The organism is Serratia sp. Sp408, assembly GCF_057180665.1.
In genome coordinates this window covers 1,432,637-1,452,060 of the sequence record NZ_JBXUFT010000001.1, presented here as the reverse complement: position 1 = coordinate 1,452,060, position 19,424 = coordinate 1,432,637, and the positions used below count along the sequence as shown (strand labels likewise).

General features: G+C 56.3%; 16 protein-coding genes. 9 read left to right on the top strand and 7 right to left on the bottom strand.

The window, feature by feature from the left end:
• Positions 1 to 9: 9 nt before the first annotated feature.
• The 5 genes from aldA to AC2AXP_RS06800 all read right to left on the bottom strand — a co-directional run bounded on the left by aldA (position 10) and on the right by AC2AXP_RS06800 (position 6,039).
• Positions 10 to 1,446 carry an aldehyde dehydrogenase gene (gene aldA / locus AC2AXP_RS06820; RefSeq protein WP_004962863.1) on the bottom strand — a complete coding sequence of 479 codons (1,437 nt, stop codon included), beginning with the start codon at positions 1,444 to 1,446 and terminating at the stop codon, positions 10 to 12.
• 162 nt (positions 1,447 to 1,608) lie between these two features.
• The gene (locus tag AC2AXP_RS06815; protein WP_484381515.1) at positions 1,609 to 2,094 is read right to left on the bottom strand and encodes an NUDIX hydrolase; all 486 of its coding nucleotides are present in this window, start codon (positions 2,092 to 2,094) and stop codon (positions 1,609 to 1,611) included.
• 160 nt (positions 2,095 to 2,254) lie between these two features.
• A complete protein-coding gene (locus AC2AXP_RS06810) occupies positions 2,255 to 3,580 on the bottom strand; it encodes an NAD(P)/FAD-dependent oxidoreductase (protein ID WP_273868272.1) in 1,326 nt (441 codons plus the stop codon).
• Positions 3,581 to 3,911: 331 nt separating this feature from the next.
• Entirely contained in the window at positions 3,912 to 5,345 is a 1,434-nt protein-coding gene (locus AC2AXP_RS06805) for an NAD-dependent succinate-semialdehyde dehydrogenase (protein WP_004962869.1), read from the bottom strand.
• Between the two features lie 10 nt (positions 5,346 to 5,355).
• Positions 5,356 to 6,039, bottom strand: coding sequence for a type 1 glutamine amidotransferase domain-containing protein (locus AC2AXP_RS06800; RefSeq protein WP_039992099.1), 684 nt, complete (start codon positions 6,037 to 6,039; stop codon positions 5,356 to 5,358).
• 195 nt (positions 6,040 to 6,234) lie between these two features.
• Between AC2AXP_RS06800 and AC2AXP_RS06795 the strand changes: the two genes are divergently transcribed.
• The 5 genes from AC2AXP_RS06795 (at position 6,235) to AC2AXP_RS06775 (ending at position 11,565) form a co-directional block, all read left to right on the top strand.
• Entirely contained in the window at positions 6,235 to 7,062 is an 828-nt protein-coding gene (locus AC2AXP_RS06795) for an AraC family ligand binding domain-containing protein (protein ID WP_484381514.1), read from the top strand.
• A gap of 155 nt (positions 7,063 to 7,217) precedes the next feature.
• Positions 7,218 to 7,955 (top strand): class I SAM-dependent methyltransferase, encoded by a 738-nt coding sequence (locus AC2AXP_RS06790; protein WP_484381513.1) that lies wholly within the window; start codon positions 7,218 to 7,220, stop codon positions 7,953 to 7,955.
• An 82-nt stretch (positions 7,956 to 8,037) separates the two neighbouring features.
• A complete protein-coding gene (locus AC2AXP_RS06785; protein ID WP_004962879.1) occupies positions 8,038 to 9,063 on the top strand; it encodes a GNAT family N-acetyltransferase in 1,026 nt (341 codons plus the stop codon).
• A 47-nt stretch (positions 9,064 to 9,110) separates the two neighbouring features.
• Positions 9,111 to 10,478: an FAD-binding oxidoreductase gene (locus AC2AXP_RS06780; protein ID WP_004962882.1), complete on the top strand. Its 1,368-nt coding sequence runs from the start codon at positions 9,111 to 9,113 to the stop codon at positions 10,476 to 10,478.
• A gap of 121 nt (positions 10,479 to 10,599) precedes the next feature.
• Positions 10,600 to 11,565, top strand: coding sequence for a DMT family transporter (locus tag AC2AXP_RS06775; protein ID WP_004962885.1), 966 nt, complete (start codon positions 10,600 to 10,602; stop codon positions 11,563 to 11,565).
• Between the two features lie 30 nt (positions 11,566 to 11,595).
• Here AC2AXP_RS06775 and fusA read toward each other — a convergent pair whose 3' ends face one another.
• Complete coding sequence (fusA, locus tag AC2AXP_RS06770; protein WP_004962887.1) at positions 11,596 to 13,701, bottom strand: elongation factor G; 2,106 nt, start codon at positions 13,699 to 13,701, stop codon at positions 11,596 to 11,598.
• Positions 13,702 to 14,163: 462 nt separating this feature from the next.
• Here fusA and mgtS point away from each other — a divergent pair, with 462 nt between their 5' ends.
• The 4 genes from mgtS to AC2AXP_RS06750 all read left to right on the top strand — a co-directional run bounded on the left by mgtS (position 14,164) and on the right by AC2AXP_RS06750 (position 18,525).
• On the top strand, positions 14,164 to 14,256 hold the full coding sequence (gene mgtS / locus AC2AXP_RS06765; protein ID WP_147415647.1) for a protein MgtS: 93 nt from the start codon (positions 14,164 to 14,166) through the stop codon (positions 14,254 to 14,256).
• 387 nt (positions 14,257 to 14,643) lie between these two features.
• Entirely contained in the window at positions 14,644 to 15,078 is a 435-nt protein-coding gene (locus AC2AXP_RS06760; protein ID WP_004962898.1) for a carboxymuconolactone decarboxylase family protein, read from the top strand.
• Between the two features lie 3 nt (positions 15,079 to 15,081).
• Positions 15,082 to 15,969: an RNA polymerase sigma factor SigJ gene (gene sigJ / locus AC2AXP_RS06755; protein ID WP_004962900.1), complete on the top strand. Its 888-nt coding sequence runs from the start codon at positions 15,082 to 15,084 to the stop codon at positions 15,967 to 15,969.
• Positions 15,970 to 16,101: 132 nt separating this feature from the next.
• Entirely contained in the window at positions 16,102 to 18,525 is a 2,424-nt protein-coding gene (locus AC2AXP_RS06750) for a DUF3772 domain-containing protein (protein WP_004962902.1), read from the top strand.
• Between the two features lie 11 nt (positions 18,526 to 18,536).
• Here AC2AXP_RS06750 and AC2AXP_RS06745 read toward each other — a convergent pair whose 3' ends face one another.
• Positions 18,537 to 19,424 carry a PfkB family carbohydrate kinase gene (locus tag AC2AXP_RS06745; protein WP_198773076.1) on the bottom strand — a complete coding sequence of 296 codons (888 nt, stop codon included), beginning with the start codon at positions 19,422 to 19,424 and terminating at the stop codon, positions 18,537 to 18,539.

Below are 19,424 nucleotides of genomic sequence, written 5' to 3'. Positions count from 1 at the left end.
GGTGGATGGCTAAAGTTGTAAATAGGCAACCTGGGTCTGCAGGTATTCCTCCAGCCCGTGGCGGCCATCGGCGCCGCCGATGCCGGACTTGCGCCAGCCGGCATGGAACCCCTGCATCGCTTCAAAGTTTTCACGATTGATGTAGGTTTCGCCGAACTTCAACTGCTTGAGCGCGCGCATCGCCACATTGAGATCGCGAGTAAAAATGGAGGAGGTGAGGCCGTATTCGCTGTCATTGGCCATGGCGATGGCCTCATCCAGCGTGTTGAAGGTTGCTACCGGCAATACCGGACCAAACACCTCTTCTTGCATGATTTCCATATCCTGACGCACCTCCGTCAGTAAGGTAGGGGGGAAAAAATAACCGCTGCGCGCGGCACGTTGCCCGCCAAATCGCAGCGTCGCCCCCTGTTCGACGGCCCGTGCTACCTTGTCCTCCACCCGTTTTACCGCCTCTGCGCTGATCAGCGGTCCCATATCCAGCCCGGTTTGGGTATTGGGATCGCCATAGGTTACCTGTTGTAATGCCGTACTGAGCCGCTCGATGAACTGGGGATAAATTGCCTGTTGCACATAAACACGTTCGGCGCAGTTGCACACCTGCCCGGTGTTGATCACCCGCGAACTGACGATGGCTTTCACCGCCAAATCCAGATCGGCGTCGGCCATGACAATCGCCGGGGCTTTACCGCCCAGTTCCAGCGACACTTTGGTGACGTTGTCGGCTGCTGCACGCATGGTGGCGATACCCGCGCCGACGCTGCCGGTCAGGCTGACCATACCGACCTTGGCATTGGCCGCCAGTTCCTGTCCAACTTCGGGACCATAGCCCGTCACCAGATTGAATACCCCGCGTGGCAATCCGACCTGGTGCACAATCTCGGCAAATATCACCGCGTTGCCCGGCGTCAATTCGCTGGGCTTGATCACCATGGTATTGCCGGTCAGCAGGGCCGGCGCCGCCTTGCGTGCAATCAGGAAGAACGGGAAGTTCCACGGTAAAATGCCGGTGGTGACACCGATGGCCTTCTTGAACAGGAAAATCGTCTCGTTGGGCCGATCGCTCTGGATAATTTCGCCTTCATAACGGCGCGCCCATTCAGCCATATAATCAAGGTAATCGGCGGTGAACAGCACTTCCACCTTGGCCAGTTCCTGAGTTTTACCGCCTTCGGCGACGATGGTGGCGGTCAGTTCCTCCGCACGCTGGCGGATGCCGTTGGCGATGGCACGCAGCCACTGCCCACGCTCGACGGCAGGTAACGCTTCCCAATCGGCCTGTGCGGCGGCGGCGGCATCAATCGCCTGTTTCGCGTGCTCGGCGCTGCCTTGGGGGATCTGCATAATGATCTGTTCGGTCGACGGATTGACCACGTCAATCCAGCGATCGTCAGGGTTGGCGATAAATTCGCCATTAATGTACATGCGTTTTTGATTCAGGGTCATGGCAGCGCTCCGTAGGGTCTTGTTAATTTATTGTTATTTTAACGGAGTTGCTGCGTTAATAACCTTTCTATCACTGCCATCCGAAGCCGGCGAGTGGCAAAAATCACGGTAAACGAAAGCGTGCCAATCGCCGATTAGCCACCGCAGCGGCGCACGGCAACCTCAACGCGGCGTAACGTGCCGGCAGAGGTCGATGGCTCTGCCAATCAGGGAGGGGAGCTCGCGCGGACATGCGAGTTTTTCTACTTCTGCCATGGTGAACCATTTAAAGCCGCTGTGGGCAGCAACGCAGGCCGCCGGAGAACGGCATAAGTAGATCAAGTCAATATGCCAGTGATAGTCGCCGTTTTTATCACCGATCCTTTCACAAAGAATGGTCAACGGGCTAGGCAGTTCTACAACATCCTGTTGATCGTTCACCAGCGCTATCGCGCTGTGGCGAGCACAACCAATGATGCGGGTCTCAATCCCGACCTCTTCCTTGACCTCACGCTGCAGGGCTTCCTGCGGTTCTTCATTCGGTTCAACATGTCCGCCGGGGTATAACCAGCATTGCAGCTTATGGTGAAAATGCATCAATACGCGGTGGTCTTCATCCAGAATAATGGCCGAAGCCGTAAAATGTTTTTCGCCCAGACGTGGTATCACGTTAGATCCTGTTCAATTTGCCAACTCAAAATATTGGCTATTTCTAACGCCAGCAGGTGACATAAAAATGACAATCGGCACTCGATACCGTGGTCGAACATCACGACAAAGCCGTAACAGAAGGTAAGAAGCTGGCAGAGGGCAATTGCCAGACCCGTTTTCAGGATGACAGCATTTTATGTGGTTGCAGCAGATTGACCACGCGTGCGGAGAGCATCGCCAACGAAGCCAGCCGGCGTTTGGACAGGAAACGGGTAGGGAAGGCGACAGGGGGGAACCGGGTCAGTCGCAAGAAATCGCGGTTTAGCCGTAACAGATCGTCGCTGATGGCTTTTCCTACCCGCACGCTCTGTGCCAAACCGTGGCCGTTCCAGCCATAGGCGCTGTATACCGGCACCGGCGCGGCAGACTTGCGAAACACCGGCATGCCGGAGCGGGTAATGTCGAAAGGTTCGGCCCAGAAAAATTCGGGGGACAGATTCGGCTGCTGCGGGAACACCGCGGTCAATCGCTGTTGCAGACGTTTGACAATCGACGCCCTCGGCAGCAACTGACTGGTGCCCAGCGCGCCGAACAACAACCGGTCGTTGTCATAGGGACGAAAATAATCGATCTGCAACTGAGTGTCGTACACCGGCATAGCGGTCGGTAACAGGGTATGAATCCCGCCGCTGACCGGTGCGGTGGCTGCGACGTAGGTATAGAGCGGTAATGTCATCGACTCTTCTTGCGGTTGCAACGTCCCGGTGTCTGCATGCATCGCCAGCACAATCGCCTTACGCGCCACCATGCCGCCAGCGGCGGTGAGCGCCAGCGTGCCACGTGCACCCGGCCTTAACGCCACAACCGCACTGTCTTCATACGCTTGTCCACCTGCGCGCAGAAAGGCACCCAGCAGGCCGTGCACCAGCTTTAGCGGATGAATGTGCCCGCCTGAATGATCGATTGCCGCGCCATGATAGTTGGCTGAATTCAGGTGAGTGCGCAATTGATCGCGATCCAGCATAGCGGCGCAGCGATCGCCCAACGTCTGACGTGCCGCCAACTCCTCGGCCAAGGGCGCCATATGCGCCGGATGCACGGCGGCGGTAAGATGACCATGGTGGCGATCGGCATTGATGCCGTGTGTTTCCAATAAACTGTCCAGTAACTGCATCGCTTCCGATGATGCGAACTGCCACAGCCACCGTGCGGTTTCAAACGGCAGCATTTGCAGCATTTGCCGCGCCTTCCAGCGCGCCATGCCTGGCGTCAGCTGGCCGCCGTTGCGCCCTGAAGCGCGGCCGCCAACCTGCGCCTTTTCCAATAAAACCGTATCGACACCGGCGGCGGCAAGATGCAGAGCGGCAGACAGGCCCAGCAATCCGCCACCGATCACCACCACATCGGCTTCCTGTACCTTGTCCAGCCGGGGCATCACGGCGAGGTTGCCCACTTGCTGGGGATAAATACATGCCTCTGTCGCATTGGCGAGCCAGTGAGTCATCACGTGTTCCTCGGTCAAGCAAATTATTAAGCATTGCTACTGTAAATGTACATTTAGCGTAGGCTACTCAGCGCGGCATGAGATCCGATGAGTCAGTTATTATCTGGCTAACTATCGGTACACTATTGTTTTCTAGCAGGTTGTTATGATGATAAAAAATGATCGTCACCCAGGAAATTAATAAATTTTCGTGACGTTTTCGTGATTGGATGCTAACCACCGGGAGGCAGCAGATACCGGGGATCATCGGGCGGGCGACGCCATAAAGCGATAAAAAACCGGCCAGTAATTACTGGCCGGTTGTGACCGTCATGTTACCAACCGGGCTTGATTAGCGACCGGCGACGGTAACGAAACGTGTTTCGAGATAGGACTCGATCGCTTCGCTACCGCCCTCGGTGCCGTGACCAGAGTCTTTCACGCCGCCAAATGGCGTTTCCGGCAGACCAAAACCGATATGGTTGATGGTCAGCATACCGCTTTCGACATCACGCCCCAGGGCGTTGACGGTGGCAATATTGCGACTGTAGGCATAGGCGGCCAGGCCATAGGGCAGACGATTGGCTTCGGCGATGGCTTCATGGTAATCGTTGAACGGCCGCAACAACGCAACCGGGCCAAAGGGTTCTTCCGACATGGCGCGCGCATTCAACGGCACATCACGCAATACCGTCGGCGCAAAGAAATTGCCTTTGTCCGTCAGGCGTTTGCCGCCGGTGGTGACTTTTGCCCCTTGGGCAATCGCGTCTTGTACGAATGCCTCAATGGCATCGACGCTGCGACCGAGTACCATTGGCCCCATGGTCACGCCGTCGTCCAGGCCGTTGCCGACGTTGATTTCACGCACCGCAGCGGTGAACTTTTCGACAAACTCATCATACACGCCCTGTTGGATCAGGAAACGGGTCGGCGCAATGCACACCTGGCCGGCATTACGGAACTTGGCGGCGGCCAGTTCTTTCGCCGCCGCATCAAGATCGGCATCGTCAAAGATCAATACCGGCGCGTGTCCGCCCAGTTCCATGGTGGCTTTTTTCATGTGCTGACCAGCCAGTGCCGCCAGGTGTTTGCCGACGCGGGTAGAGCCGGTGAACGAAATCTTGCGGATGGTCGGGTGAGGGATCAGATACTCCGATACCTCCGCCGGCGTACCGTAAACCAGCGCAATCACCCCGGCCGGAATACCGGCATCGGCGAAGGCCTGGATCAGCGCAGCCGGCGAGGCCGGGGTTTCTTCCGGCCCCTTGATGATGATCGAACAACCGGCGGCCAGCGCGGCCGACAGTTTGCGCACGATCTGGTTGATCGGGAAGTTCCACGGCGTAAAGGCCGCCACCGGACCAACCGGCAGCTTCAGCGTTTGCTGCTGTACGTCCTGCTGGCGTGCCGGTATGATTTGTCCGTAAGTACGGCTGGCTTCGCCGGCGAACCAGTCGATCACATCGGCAGCGCCCAGAACTTCCACTTTGGCCTGCGCCAGCGGTTTACCCTGTTCCTGTGTCATCAGCGTGGCGATCTGCGCCGCACGTTCGCGCAGCAGGGCGGCGGCCTGGCGCATCATGTTGGCGCGCTGATAGGCCGAGGTTTGACGCCAGATGTTAAAACCGCGCTCGGTAGCGGCCAGCGCCAGATCGAGATCTGCCTGTCCGGCATGGGCGACGTGACCGATGGTTTCGTCGGTAGCCGGGTTGGTGACCGCCAGCGTTTTACCGGATTGGGCATCACGCCATTCACCATCAATATAAAGTTGTGTATTTGAGTACATTGTTACCTCTTTACTGCGAGTTCACTAGCGCGAGCAGGGCGCGCGCCGCTTCGGCGGATGACGCCGGATTTTGTCCGGTGACCAGCAGGCCATCGGTGACGACATAGGAAGCCCAGTCCGCACCTTTGCTGTAATTGCCACCCTGTTGCTTGAGCACGTCTTCGACCAGGAACGGAACGATCTCGGTCAGGCCAACGGCGTCTTCTTCGCTGTTGCTAAAGCCGGTCACCGCTTTGCCCCGCACCAGTGGTTGGCCGTCCGCCCCCTTGACATGGCGCAGCACACCTGGCGCATGGCACACTGCCGCCAACGGTTTGTTGGCCGCCAGGGTGGTTTCAATCAGCGCGATGGACAACGGATCTTCTGCCAGATCCCATAAAGGCCCGTGGCCGCCCGGATAAAATACTGCATCAAACTCGCTCGCAACAATCTGCGAGAGTTTGCGGGTTGAGGACAGCGCCGCTACCGCCGGGGCATCATTGACAAAACGGCGAGTGTCGTCGGTCTGCGAATCCTCTTCATTGCTTTTCGGATCCAGCGGCGGCTGGCCACCGGCGGGTGAGGCCAGCACCAGCTGGGCGCCGGCATCTTTGAAGATGTAATAGGGGGCGGCAAATTCTTCCAGCCAGAAACCGGTTTTCTTACCGGTGTTACCCAGTTGGTCGTGAGATGTCAGCACCATGAGAATTTTCATCATCGGGTTCCTTCAGTATGAATTAGACCAGTCGTCTAGAGTGACACGTTCGCCACGCTAATTCTAGCCTAGCGGCTTTTTGGCCATGTGAACTGCTCACAACGTGAACGCGCTACGCAAATTGTGGCCGATTAACTATCATAGTGGCTGTTTATTTCACTTGGCCGCTCGTGACAACGCAGGATGACCCACGCAATGCAAGGTGTTCCACAACAGTTTCCGTTCGAAAAAGACTGTGCGCAGTTTCGGCATCTGCCGCAGTTGCCGGGCGTTGAGCTTTATCATGCCCATATCGATCGCTATGCGTTTGAACCGCACACCCATGCCGCCTTTGGCATCGGCACGGTGGTGCAGGGCGCCGAACGTTTTCGCTATCGAGGTGCGCAGCACGTCGCTGCCCCCGGTTCACTGGTGTTAATGAACCCCGATGAATTGCATACCGGCGAATCCGCCAGCGAAGGCGGCTGGAACTACCGGATGATTTACCTTGAACCGGCAACGCTGGCGCGGCTGAGCGGCGAGCAGGGCCTCTGGTTTACCGACGCGGTGCGCGACGATGCGCCGGCGGCACGGCATATTGCTGAGACTCTGGCCGCGCTGTGGCAGGCTCAGGATCCATTGGCTATCGACGGCCTGCTGCTGGAGGCGATCGCGGCGTTTCGTCCGCATGCAAAGGTGGCGCAGCCACAGCCACGGGAGGGCGCGATCCGTCTGGATATCGTGCGAGAATATCTCTGGGAACACTATGCCCAACCAATTACGCTAGACGGCCTGGCAGCATTGGTCGCGCTCAGTCCGTATCATTTTCAGCGCAAGTTCAAGGCACAGTTTCATGTATCGCCTCATCAAATGCTGATGGCCATTCGACTTTACCAGGCAAAACGACGGCTAACGCAGGGCATGCCGGCCGCACAGGTGGCTGCCGCGGTCGGCTTGACCGACCAGGCGCATTTGACGCGGGCTTTCGCCAATCGTTACGGCGTCACTCCAGCCCGTTATCAAAAACAAGTTTTCTCAGGTTAATAAGTGCGATGGCAATACTCATCAGATGAAATAATTACATTCTCAACGAGATAACGAACTGTCATAAATATTTTTTCTTTTTAAAACTGGCAAAGTTTGCAAATTTCAACTTGCCTAACTATAAATTTATACTCATTATCCGATTCGGAGTGAAAATGGAAATCGCTAACAGTCAGAGTCAATTTGATTCTTTGGCCATTTTTTACGAGCAGATGTTTGAATGGCCATTTCGCAAGCAAATTGAAACACCTTCCGTAATAGAACAGTTGGGGGATGTCTCTTCCCTGAACATTCTCGATTTCGGTTGCGGCACCGGTCATTATGCCCGATTGTTAAAATCTTCCGGGGCGCATCACGTCGTCGGATTTGATGTGGCAGGGGGAATGCTGGAGTATGCAAAAAAACGCGAGATGGAAAAACCATTAGGTATTGAATATATATCAAAAATAACGCCTGAGATGGCGCATACGTTTGATTTGGTATTGGCGGTGTACGTTTTACCCTATGCCACCGATTATGATTTTCTTAAAGAAATGGTGGCGACCATGGCGCGGATGCTTAAACCGGGCGGACGCTTACTGACATTACCGCTAAATCCGGAATATAAGGTTGACCAAGAATATTATCTTCCCTACGGCTTCCAACTGAGTGGTACGCAACCACAGCAGGATGGCAGCACGGTACAGCTGTCGTTTCCCCAGCAATCCGGGGCGCCTATCTGCGCCAACTACTGGTCGCGCGGCGCGATTGACAGTGCACTGGCGCATAACGGCTTCACGGTAACCTGCTGGCGCAATCCCGAGGCGGCGTGCGCCGTGGATGAAATACCGGAACATTTGCATGCCTATCTGGCGCACCCACACACCGTGTTGGTCGACTGCAAACTCGGCTAAAGGTCATCAAGGAATTCAAAGACCGACCGCCATATAAATTTAACACCGGGGTTGTCATCACTTATTAAAGCGAGGCACTCACGTGGAATACATTACCGACACGCTACATACCCTCAAGCAATTAGACGAGGAGGAATACCGCTGCTTTCATGCTCAATGCGGTTCGCCGTTATTTTATGACTGGCGCTTTTTACAAGCGGCGGAACTCTCTCCGTTACTGTCTGTAAAACAATTCTTTTACCTGACGGTGAGGATAGAGGGTAAGTTGGTTGCATTTATACCGGCTTATTTACAACGCCTGGATGTTGTTGATCCATTTCGCGTATTGGAACAAAAGGCAGATATACGAAATGAAGGTGATGATTATGGTTTGTTTAGCCATATCATGCACTGTTTTAATAGCACCGTATTAAGCTTTTCATCTTTAAATCATATTTATGACAGCCTTTTCATGCGGCTAAAGCTGACCGCGAAACAGGTTGGCGCACGCTATTCCGGCTTGTTGAACGTCGCTGAATCCCCACTATTGCCGTTAGCGGCGCAAGCCGACTTGAACATCAACTATATGTTCGACCGCTATTATGCTGATTTGACGCACTTTCGCGATTTTGAACATTTTGTGGAAAGTCTGCCTTATGATGGACGCGGTGAAATGCGCAGGCAAATGCGAAAATTCAATGACAGCGGGGCGGTTGCCTCGATAATTGCGCCGCCGTTCGATCAACGCCTTGAACAGCTCACTGAGCTCTGTTTTCAGACCACCTCACGCCACGGTACGCCCCAGTATTTCCCGGCGGCGCCTCTGGCGCGTTTCAGTCGGCTTTGTGGTGACCTTATTCGCTTGAATCTTATCGAGAAAGAGGGAGAATTGCTCGCTGGTATGGTGTGTTTTGAGGAGCAGGACACGCTGCACTTATGGTCAGCCGGCATGAAGTATGAAGGCCTGGCGTTCAGCCCTTATACCCTGTGTTTTGCCAATGCCTATCAGTACGCCTTTCAGCGGCGACTGAAGCGCCTCGAAGCAGGACGTTTAAACGCCAAAATCAAAACCCGTCTGGGTTTGCAGCCATTGCCCCTGTATGCCGTAACCCACCGTCCGCATCAGTAATCAGACGATAAAGCAGCCACTTTTATAACGCAAAAAAGGTTATCACTATGACAGAGCTTTCTTTAACCTGTGCAGCAGATGACTATCGTGTATTTTGCTGCCAACTGAGCGGAAAGGTTCGCTCCCGTTACCATGCCGAATATGCCGGCTGGTATCGCCAGGCAAGCTGGAATCAGCGGGATTTTAAGCGTTTTCCTGAACTGATTGTGCGAGCGGAATGCCAGCAGGACATCGTTGCTACCGTCAATCTGGCCCGCAAATATGGCAAAGCGCTGTGTGTCCGCGCCGGGGGGCACAGCTATGCCGGCATTTTCCTGCAAAATGACAGCATTCTGCTGGATATTTCGGCTCTGAATGAAATACAGGTCGATACCACTACCGGCATCGCCCGGGTCGAGCCCGGCGCCACCGGGCGACAGTTAATGCATCAGTTAGCACCTTTGGGGCTGGCGTTTCCCACCGGACACGGCGGCGATGTGGCGCTGAGCGGATTTTTACTCGGCGGCGGGCTGGGGATAAATTCTACCGCCTGGGGCGGCATGAGCGTATTTAACGTCACGGCGGTTGACGTTATTACCGCCGACGGCGAGTGCAGGCATGCCAGCGCCAGCGAAAATCCCGAATTGTGGTGGGCGGCGCGCGGCGCCGGGCCCAATGCCTTTTTTGTCATCACCGCGTTTTATCTCCAGTGCTGGCCTCATCCGGCGGCGATCACCAGCCATCTCTATAGCTTGCCGGGTAAAGCATTGCCGTTACTGTTCGAAATGCTCGACAGTCACCAGTGGGACAAGCAGTTGCAAATCATGATCGTACTGGCCGGCAACGACCAGCAACAGGTGGTGGTCAATACGTTGGCCTTTGCCGACAGCGTCCGCCAGGCGGATGCACTACAGGCTTTGTTCACCCACCGGATCCAGCGCTTCAAGCTGGATATTCAATGCTTGGCAACGGAAAAGATGGCGGATTTTGAAGCGATATACCGGCAAAGCGAGCAGGCGCTGGTGTGTTCCCGCTTGCGTACCGATAACCTGTTCACCAATCGGATCCTGGAGGTGAGCGCCATTCTGCGTGAACAACTGCCGTCTCAACCCTCGCCTCAGGGCATGACGATGATTATCTGGCGCGGCGACCAAACGTTTCCCGACGCCGCCTATTCGGCAACCGGTCGTTATTTTGTCTCCAGCTATATGCAGTGGGATGATCCGCAACAGGATGACGCCAACCGGCAATGGTTGAATCATTGTTACGATCGTTTGGCTCCCTATGCCTGCGGGCATTATATCAACGAGTTCGATCTGGAAGGGCGCAGCCATACGGTGCAGCGTTGCTACGCGACATCGCATTGGCAACGACTGGTGGCACTGAGGGAACGCTATGATCCAGAAGCGGTATTCCCGCGCTTTGACACCGAGTAAAACAGCAACCTGCTACAATAGATTGCTGCCTGACGCTGTTACACTGGCTCCATCAACCGCAAGATCAGCTTGTTACAGGGCGTGAGTTTCGTTACGCCCTGATTGTTTCGATGGAGTCGTCATGTTTATTGGAGTGTTATTTGCGTTATCTGCCGGCCTGATGTGGGGGCTTATCTTCGTTGGGCCGCTGCTGGTGCCGGATTATCCTGCGGCGTTGCAGTCCACCGGACGCTATCTGGCGTTTGGACTGATTGCCTTGCCGCTGGCCTGGCTGGATAGACGGCGTTTGCAACGCTTGTTACGCCAGGACTGGTTAGAAGCGTTGAAGCTAACGGCGATCGGCAACCTGTTGTACTACCTGTGCCTGGCCAGCGCTATTCAGCGCACCGGTGCACCGGTGTCCACCATGATCATCGGCACCTTGCCGGTGGTGATTTCCGTGACCGCCAATCTGTTTTATGGCCAACACGATGGGCGTCTTGCCTGGCACAAGCTGATGCCGGCGTTGTTGCTGATTGCCCTTGGGTTGGTGCTGGTCAACATTGCCGAACTGCAAGGCAACGATGTGCCGGTGGATAAATGGCGCTATGGCAGTGGATTGGCGCTGGCGTTGTTGGCGGTGGCGTGCTGGACCTGGTTCCCACTGCGTAACGCTCGCTGGTTACGTGAACACCCGGATCAGCGGCCAACCACCTGGGCGACGGCACAAGGCGTGGTGACGTTACCGCTGGCGCTGCTGGGATATCTGCTGGTGTGTGGCCAACTGGCGCTGACACAGCCCGAGTTTGCCTTGCCGTTCGGCCCGCGGCCGGCGGTATTCGTTGGCTTGATGCTCGCTCTCGGCATCTTCTGCTCATGGATCGGTGCGTTATGTTGGAACGAAGCCAGTCAGCGACTGCCTACGGTACTGGTGGGGCCGTTGATTGTGTTCGAAATTCTGGCCGGGCTGGCGTATACCTTCATGCTGCGGCAGGCGTGGCCGCCGCTGTTGACGGTCTGCGGCATTGGCTGCCTGATCGGCGGGGTGGTCTATGCCATGCGCATTCGGCCAGAACCGATAGTGGTATCGTTGAGCGTAGAAAAATAACGCCTGCCGCACACGGCGGCAGGCTGCGGATCACCGCTTGTGGTGATTGATGATCTCTTCGGCCACGTTGCGCGGCGCTTCGGCGTAATGGCTGAACTCCATGGTATAGGTAGCCCGCCCCTGTGACATCGAACGCAGAGTGGTGGAATAGCCAAACATTTCGGACAGCGGCACTTTGGCATGGATTGCCTTGCCGCCACCGCCCGGAATATCCTCCATGCCCTGCAGCTGGCCGCGCCGTGACGAGAGATCGCCCATCACGCCGCCGGCATACTCTTCCGGCGTCTCGATTTCAACCTTCATGATCGGCTCCAGAATCGCCGGATCCGCTTGACGACAGGCGTCTTTGAAGCCGAAGATCGCGGCCATGCGAAACGCCTGCTCGGACGAATCGACATCATGATACGAGCCAAAGGTGAGATGTACCTTGACATCCACCACCGGATAACCGGCCAGCACGCCGTTACCTAACGCTTCCTGAATACCTTTCTTCACCGCCGGAATATATTCGCCGGGAATCACCCCTCCTTTGATCTCGTCAAAGAACTCGAACCCCTTGCCGGCGTCGTTCGGTTCCACCGTCAGCACGACGTGGCCGTATTGGCCCTTGCCGCCGGATTGGCGGACGAATTTTCCTTCTACATCGCTGACCTTGCGACGAATGGTTTCACGATAGGAAACCTGCGGTTTGCCGGTGGTGGTTTCCACGCCGAACTCGCGCCGCATCCGGTCAACGATGATTTCCAGATGCAGCTCTCCCATGCCGTAAATAAGGGTCTGGCCGGACTCTTCGTCGCTACGCACCCGGAACGACGGATCCTCGGAGGACAGGCGTTGCAGCGCAATACCCATTTTCTCCTGATCGCTCTTGGTCTTTGGCTCAATCGCCTGCGCGATCACCGGTTCCGGAAACACCATGCGTTCCAGCGTGATAATGGCGCTCGGATCGCACAACGTATCGCCAGTCGTCACGTCTTTCAGTCCGACACAGGCGGCAATGTCGCCGGCGTGCAGTTCGTCCACGTCCTTACGATCGTTGGCGTGCATTTGCACAATGCGGCCAATGCGCTCTTTCTTGCCTTTCACCGGGTTGTATACGCTGCTGCCCTTGGCCAGCACGCCAGAGTAAACGCGCACAAAGGTCAGTTGGCCGACGAACGGATCGGTCATCAATTTAAACGCCAGCGCCGAGAATTTCTCGTTGTCGTCTGCGCGGCGGCTGACGATATGGTCGTCTTCATCGTGGCCTTCCATCGGCGGCACGTCGAGCGGCGAGGGCATCAGTTCGATCACCGCATCCAGCATGCGCTGTACGCCCTTGTTACGGAACGCCGAACCGCACAGCATCGGCTGGATCTCACCGGCAATGGTGCGCGCGCGCAGGCCGGCGGTGATCTCCGCGTCGCTGAGCGTTTCGCCGCCAAGGTATTTTTCCATCAGTTGCTCAGAACCTTCGGCGGCGGCTTCGACCATTTTTTCGCGCCACTCGTTGGCAGAAGCAACCAGTTCGGCCGGAACGTCTTCAAAGCGGAAGGTCATGCCCTGTGACGCCTCGTCCCATAAAATGGCCTTCATACGCAGCAGATCCACCACGCCGCTAAAATGGTCTTCTGCGCCAATCGGAATGACGATCGGCACGGGATTGGCCTTCAGTCGGTCAATCATCATTTGCCGCACGCGGAAGAAGTTGGCGCCAACGCGATCCATCTTGTTAACGAAAGCCAGGCGTGGCACCCGGTATTTATTCGCCTGCCGCCACACGGTTTCCGACTGTGGCTGTACGCCGCCCACCGAGTCATACACCATCACCGCGCCATCCAGCACGCGCATCGAACGTTCCACCTCAATGGTGAAATCGACGTGCCCGGGGGTGTCGATAATGTTGATGCGGTGCTGCGGATAATCATGTTCCATGCCGTTCCAAAAACAGGTAGTGGCCGCCGAGGTAATGGTGATCCCGCGTTCCTGTTCCTGAGCCATCCAGTCCATCGTTGCGGCGCCGTCATGAACTTCGCCCAGCTTGTGACTGACCCCGGTGTAAAACAGAATCCGCTCGGTCGTGGTAGTTTTGCCGGCATCAATGTGCGCCGAGATGCCGATGTTGCGGTAACGTTCAATAGGGGTAGTGCGTGCCATAATTAACCTTGCTTAGCCGTTTTGGCGTGAGACTCGGCCACGCGCGGGCAATACCGCGAAGCGACCGTGGTAGTGTTGACAATAACGATAATCCTCAATGGGTTATCTGCCATGTCCGGCGGTGTTGTTGCCAGACATTCACTAATCGTAGTTTACCGGGGTGATTTTATTAAGCGATGGCTGCAATAGGCGTGGCCTGCCTGTCGATGTCAGAAGCGTGGGCAGGGCAGCGAAAAGCGCTATTTTCAGATATACAGCAAAAGAATGGACAGCATTTTTTAATTACGTCTGCGCTGAACCATTGCCTCAATAACGTCTAAACAAGTTAGCTATTCCCCAGCCAAATATAAACTGTTGTGCTTATAATGCCGGCGCGGAATATTTACCGCGAAGATAAGGAGGCTAGACCCCGTATGCGACGCCGAGAGGTATTTATCGAAACAATCAACTGAGGAAATAACAATGGGAAACATGAGCGTATTTATCGGGTTCCTGGGCATCATCAGCACCCTCGGGCTGCTGGCGGCGTACCTAAGCACCAAATGGGATGACTAAATGAATCTTAACGATCCACCCAGACCTATCCTCCCCGTTATCACTGATTTTATATCGGGGAGGATGCCATAATCCCTCACATACTGCGGTTGCGCAGCCTGACATTATGTTTATCTCACTTCTTTTTCTGCTGTACGCAATTCTGATGGTCTCGGTCGGCCTCAATGAAATCTATTGCCGCACCACTGGCAACAGCGCATTCTTGCTATTATTCCTGTTTATTCTCGCTGGCTGTTTGACGTTACTGGCCTTGCTCTGGCGCCTGACTGAGCGGCAGAACCGCAAACCCCGCCGATAAGCCGTTTATAAAAATTTTCCGCCTGCTGGTCACAGCCCCGCTGCGACGATCGTCATAGCTGTAAGAGTCAATCAATCCACGAGGACAGTATGATGAGCAATGACAAGGCGGTACGTTACGAACAGGAAATCCCGGCGGTACTGGCGGCGATGATGGCAGTGCATGACACCCTGACCAATCCGGGACTGGAACCGCGCCTGCATCACCTGGTGCAACTGCGTGCTTCGCAAATCAACCGCTGCGCTTTCTGCGTAAAAATGCATACTAAAGAAGCGCGCGACGACGGTGAGAGCAACGATCGGTTGGATCGACTGGTGGTGTGGGATCAGGTCAGTGATTTCAGCGCGCGCGAAAAAGCGGCGCTGGCCTGGACCGAGGCGCTGACGACGCTGTCAGCGCCCACGCGGTTAGGTCAGTTGCGGGCGCAGTTGCGCGAGCATTTTTCCGAACAGGAAATCGCCTTGCTGACGGCGTCGATAGCCATGATCAACCTGTGGAACCGGCTCCAGATATCAAGGCACTAAGCGATGCAAACAGGCACTTCCTATATAGCAATCTTTGAACAGGCGCGCCCCAGGTTACTGGGGCTGGCATACCGCATTCTTGGCTCGCGTGCCGATGCCGAAGATGCCGTGCAGGATACCTTCATCAAATGGCAGCAGCAGAACGCTGACCAGATCGCCAACCCGGCGGCGTGGCTGACCTCGGCCTGTAGCCGTCGCTGTATCGATCTGTTGCGCGCGGCCTACCGCAAACGCGTTGACTACGTGGGAACCTGGCTGCCGGAGCCGATCCAGCAAGGCGCAACGCTGGAGGCGGAAAACGCCGCGCTGGCGTCATCACTGAGCACCGCGTTTCTATTGATGCTGGAACGATTGTCACCCAAGGAAAGGGCGGCCTATCTGTTGCACGATATTTTCGACATGCCATATCCCGAAGTGGCCGCGGCGCTCGACATCACCGAGGTTGCCTGCCGCAAACTGGTGTCACGCGCCAAACGCAACGTGGAACTGTCACAGGCTCGCCATGTCACACCAGACAGGCGGCAACGGCAGCTGCTGGCGGCTTTTGAGAGCGCCATCACCAGCGGCAGCGCCGCCGGGTTAATGCCGTTGTTGGCCGATGACATACGCCTGACCGCCGACGGTGGCGGCAAAGTGTCGGCGCTGTTGCATGTATTGCATGGCATGCAGCCGGTCAGCGAGTTTCTGGTGGCCAAGCTCGGCCTATGGTGGCGCGACTGCCAGTGGCAGCAGGTGGTGATCAACGGCGGGCACGGATTTATCATCAGCCAGAACGGGGCGATATCCGCGGCGATCAGCTTTGCTTACGATCGCCAATACCGCCTGAGCGACGTCTTTATCATGCGCAATCCGCAAAAGCTGGCGCTGCTGACCCAGGTGGCGATCCGCTAAGCGTGCTGTTAGTGATGTTTTGTCAAGCCTGAAGCAGTTATCATAATCTCGGTTTATTGTTAATGGGCGAGGTGGCGCAAGCCGTCTCGTCTATTTTGTTTGTCTACCATTCCTATTTGAGCATTGAGACTTATGATTAGGCCGTTACAGATTTTCCTGTTGCTGTTTATGTTGATCGGTTTACCGTTAACCGCCTTCAGCAGCGTTGCCGCCGAGGCTGAAAAAACCGAGCTGAGTCAGCAGGACATTGCCAGTGCGCTGAAAAACTTCCAGAAAACGCTGGACGGTATCAAACAGCAGGTCTCGAAGGCCACCACCGATAACCAGCTCAGCAAACTGTACGAAAGCACGCAACAACTGGCAGCGGGTACCGAGCAGTTGGCGACCGATCTGCAACCGGTGCAAGAAAAGCTGCAAGGGCAGTTGGAGGTGCTGGGGCCGCCGCCGGCGCCTGGCGGGCTAGCGGAAACCGCCGCGGTGGCACAGCAGCGCAATTCGCTGAACAACAGCAAGAAGGCGCTGGATGATGCGGTTACCCGTTTGCAGGCGTTCCGCACCGGCGCACAGGATCTGATGCAACAGATCGGCGATTTGCGCCGCGTGGCCTTCAAGACGCAGCTTGCACTCAACTCCGGCAGTATCTTAAGCACTAAATTCTGGTCGCCGGTGGTAGCGCCGCAAGCGCAGGATCAACAACGGCTGGCGGAGTTCAGTGCGGAAATCACCAGCGCCTGGGACGCCAGTTGGCAACCGGAATGGCGCTACGGCACCATCGCGCTGCTGCTGCTGGCCTTTGCCATCGGGTCCTTGGGGCGTTATTTTTCGGAGCAACTGCTCGCCTGGTTCAGCATTCGCTACTTGCCGGACGGCCGTTTGCGACGCAGCTTTACCGCCCTCGGCACGGCGTTTATTACGCTGTTTGCTACCGCGCTGGCGCTCAACCTGCTATATCAGGCTTTTGCTCGCGTACAGCCATTGCCCACCATGATGCAGGATTTTGCCGACGGTTTTACCCGCCTGGCGATTTTCAGTGCGCTGATTGCCGGCTTGGGGCGAGCATTCCTGTCAATACGCCGGCCGTCATGGCGGTTGGCGGTGCTGGATAACCACGTAGCGCAGGGGTTACGCTATTTTTCACCGCTGCTGGCGATCCTGGCGCTGGCCTTCGGCACGGTGGAATTAATCAATAACGTGATTGGTGCCAGCCTGGGCACGGCGATCTTCAGCAACGGCCTGGTAGCGGCATTAATGGCGTTGGTCGTATTGGCAATGCCACTGCGGGCACACCGCATTCGCCAACGCAGCGAATTGCGCGGCGAACACCTCGCCGAACGCACGATGCTCGGTGGGCTGGTGCAAATCGCTACGGTGATCGCCTCGCTGATTGTGCTGTTCTCGTTGTTGATCGGTTATATCTCGTTCGCCCGGTTCCTGACCTATCAAATTATCTGGATTGCCCTGGTATTGATGGCATTCTATTTTCTGGTGCTGTTTTCCACCGACGCCTGGAGCGCCATTTTTTCGCCCAATACCGCCAGCGGACGTGCGCTAAAGCGATCGTTTAATTTCAGCGATCGGCATTTGGAACAGTTGAGCATCGTTTTCACCGCTACGTTTAAATGCGCATTGCTGCTGTTAATGATCGTTTCCCTGCTGAACGGCACCTTCGGCACCACCACGCCGAACAGTCTGGTGGAAAAAATCGTCGCCATCATGACTGGCGAAGGGCTGCAACGGCTGCATATCGTGCCCGGTAATCTGATCAATTCCCTGATTTGCCTGATTATCGGCATCTATATCCTGCGCGCTACCCGCCGCTGGCTGAACAACGAGCTGCTGCCGAAGACCATCAACGACGTCGGCATTCGCGCGTCACTGGTCACGCTGTTCAGTAACGTCGGCTACGTATTGGTGATTCTGATCACCCTGGCGGCACTCGGTATTCAGTGGAACAAACTGGCATGGATCGTCAGCGCGCTGTCGGTGGGTATCGGTTTTGGTCTGCAGGAAATCGTCAAAAACTTTATTTCCGGGCTGATCCTGTTAACCGAACGGCCGGTCAAGGTCGGCGATATGATTGGCATTGGCGGCGTAGAAGGGGACGTGCGGCGGATTAACGTGCGCGCCACGGAAATTCAGCTCAGCGACCGCTCGACGATGATTGTGCCGAACTCTCAGTTGATATCGCAAAACGTGCGCAATGCCACCATGGGCAATGCGCAAGGGGTGGTGACCATCGCGCTGACCTTCCCAACCGACATCGATCCCGAGCAGGTGCGTAATATTCTGCTCAGCGCCTACCACGACTACGAAGCGGTACTGGATTCGCCCGCGCCATACGTGCGCTTTAGCCAACTGGGGCCGGAGGGCATCATTCTCAGCGTTACCGGCTACGTTTCCAGCCCGCGAATTGTCGGCTCAACCAAAAGTGACCTGCTGTTTAACATTCTTAAACTGCTGCGCCAACAGCAGGTGCATCTGTCCAGCCCGCAGGAAGTGGTGTTTATGAAGCAACAGGCGAAGAGCCTGGTCGACGAGGAGCAACGGTCATCGTGACCGCATTGGCGTCAGGCGGTGGGCAGCGCGTCAGGCAAGGCGGGCTGGCGCGATACGTGCTCGGCCGCCACCTGATTGGCCTGCGCCACCGCCTGGGCCAGGGTTTGCCCTTGCAGCAAAGCGGTGCACAGCACGCCCATAAAGCAATCACCGGCACCGTGAGTGCTGACCAACTGCACCTGGACCGCCGGTAGGCTGTGACTCTGCTGGCCCGACTGGCAGAAGGCCACACCGTGTTCGCCGGCGGTAACCACCACCGCCGGGAAACGGTGGCTCAGCGCCTGCGCGGCGGCGCAAGCGGCCGCCAGATTATCAACCGGCATGCCGCTCAACTCCCTGGCTTCAACGGCGTTAACCACCAGTAGATCAATGGCAGCCTGCAGATCGGTGGATAGCGTGCGGGCAGGGGCAGCGTTGAGGCAGACCCGCACCCCGCGTTTTTTCGCCTGATGCGCAGCCTGGAGATTAATCGCCGCCGGCACTTCGTTTTGCAGCAGCAGCATGCTGACCTGCTGCCAAACGACATCTTCGCTCAACTGCGCCGTATCAATATGGTTATTGGCGTTCGACACCACGACGGCACCGTAATCATTGTCTGCATCCATAATGGCGACGCTGATGCCGGAAGGCACCTGAGGTAGCGCCTTGATATGCTGAATGTCGACGCCGCGACTCGCCAGCACCGACAGCAAGAAACGTCCCTGTTGGTCGGCGCCAACCGCACCGACAAAGCGTACAGCCGCACCGGCGTTGGCGGCAGACACCGCCTGATTACCGCCTTTGCCGCCAAATTTGTATGAGCAGCCGCTGCCTATCACCGTTTCACCCTTTTCCGGACGGTGGTGCGCATGCAGCATGGTGTCATGATGAAGGCTGCCGACAACTAATATTTTACTCAT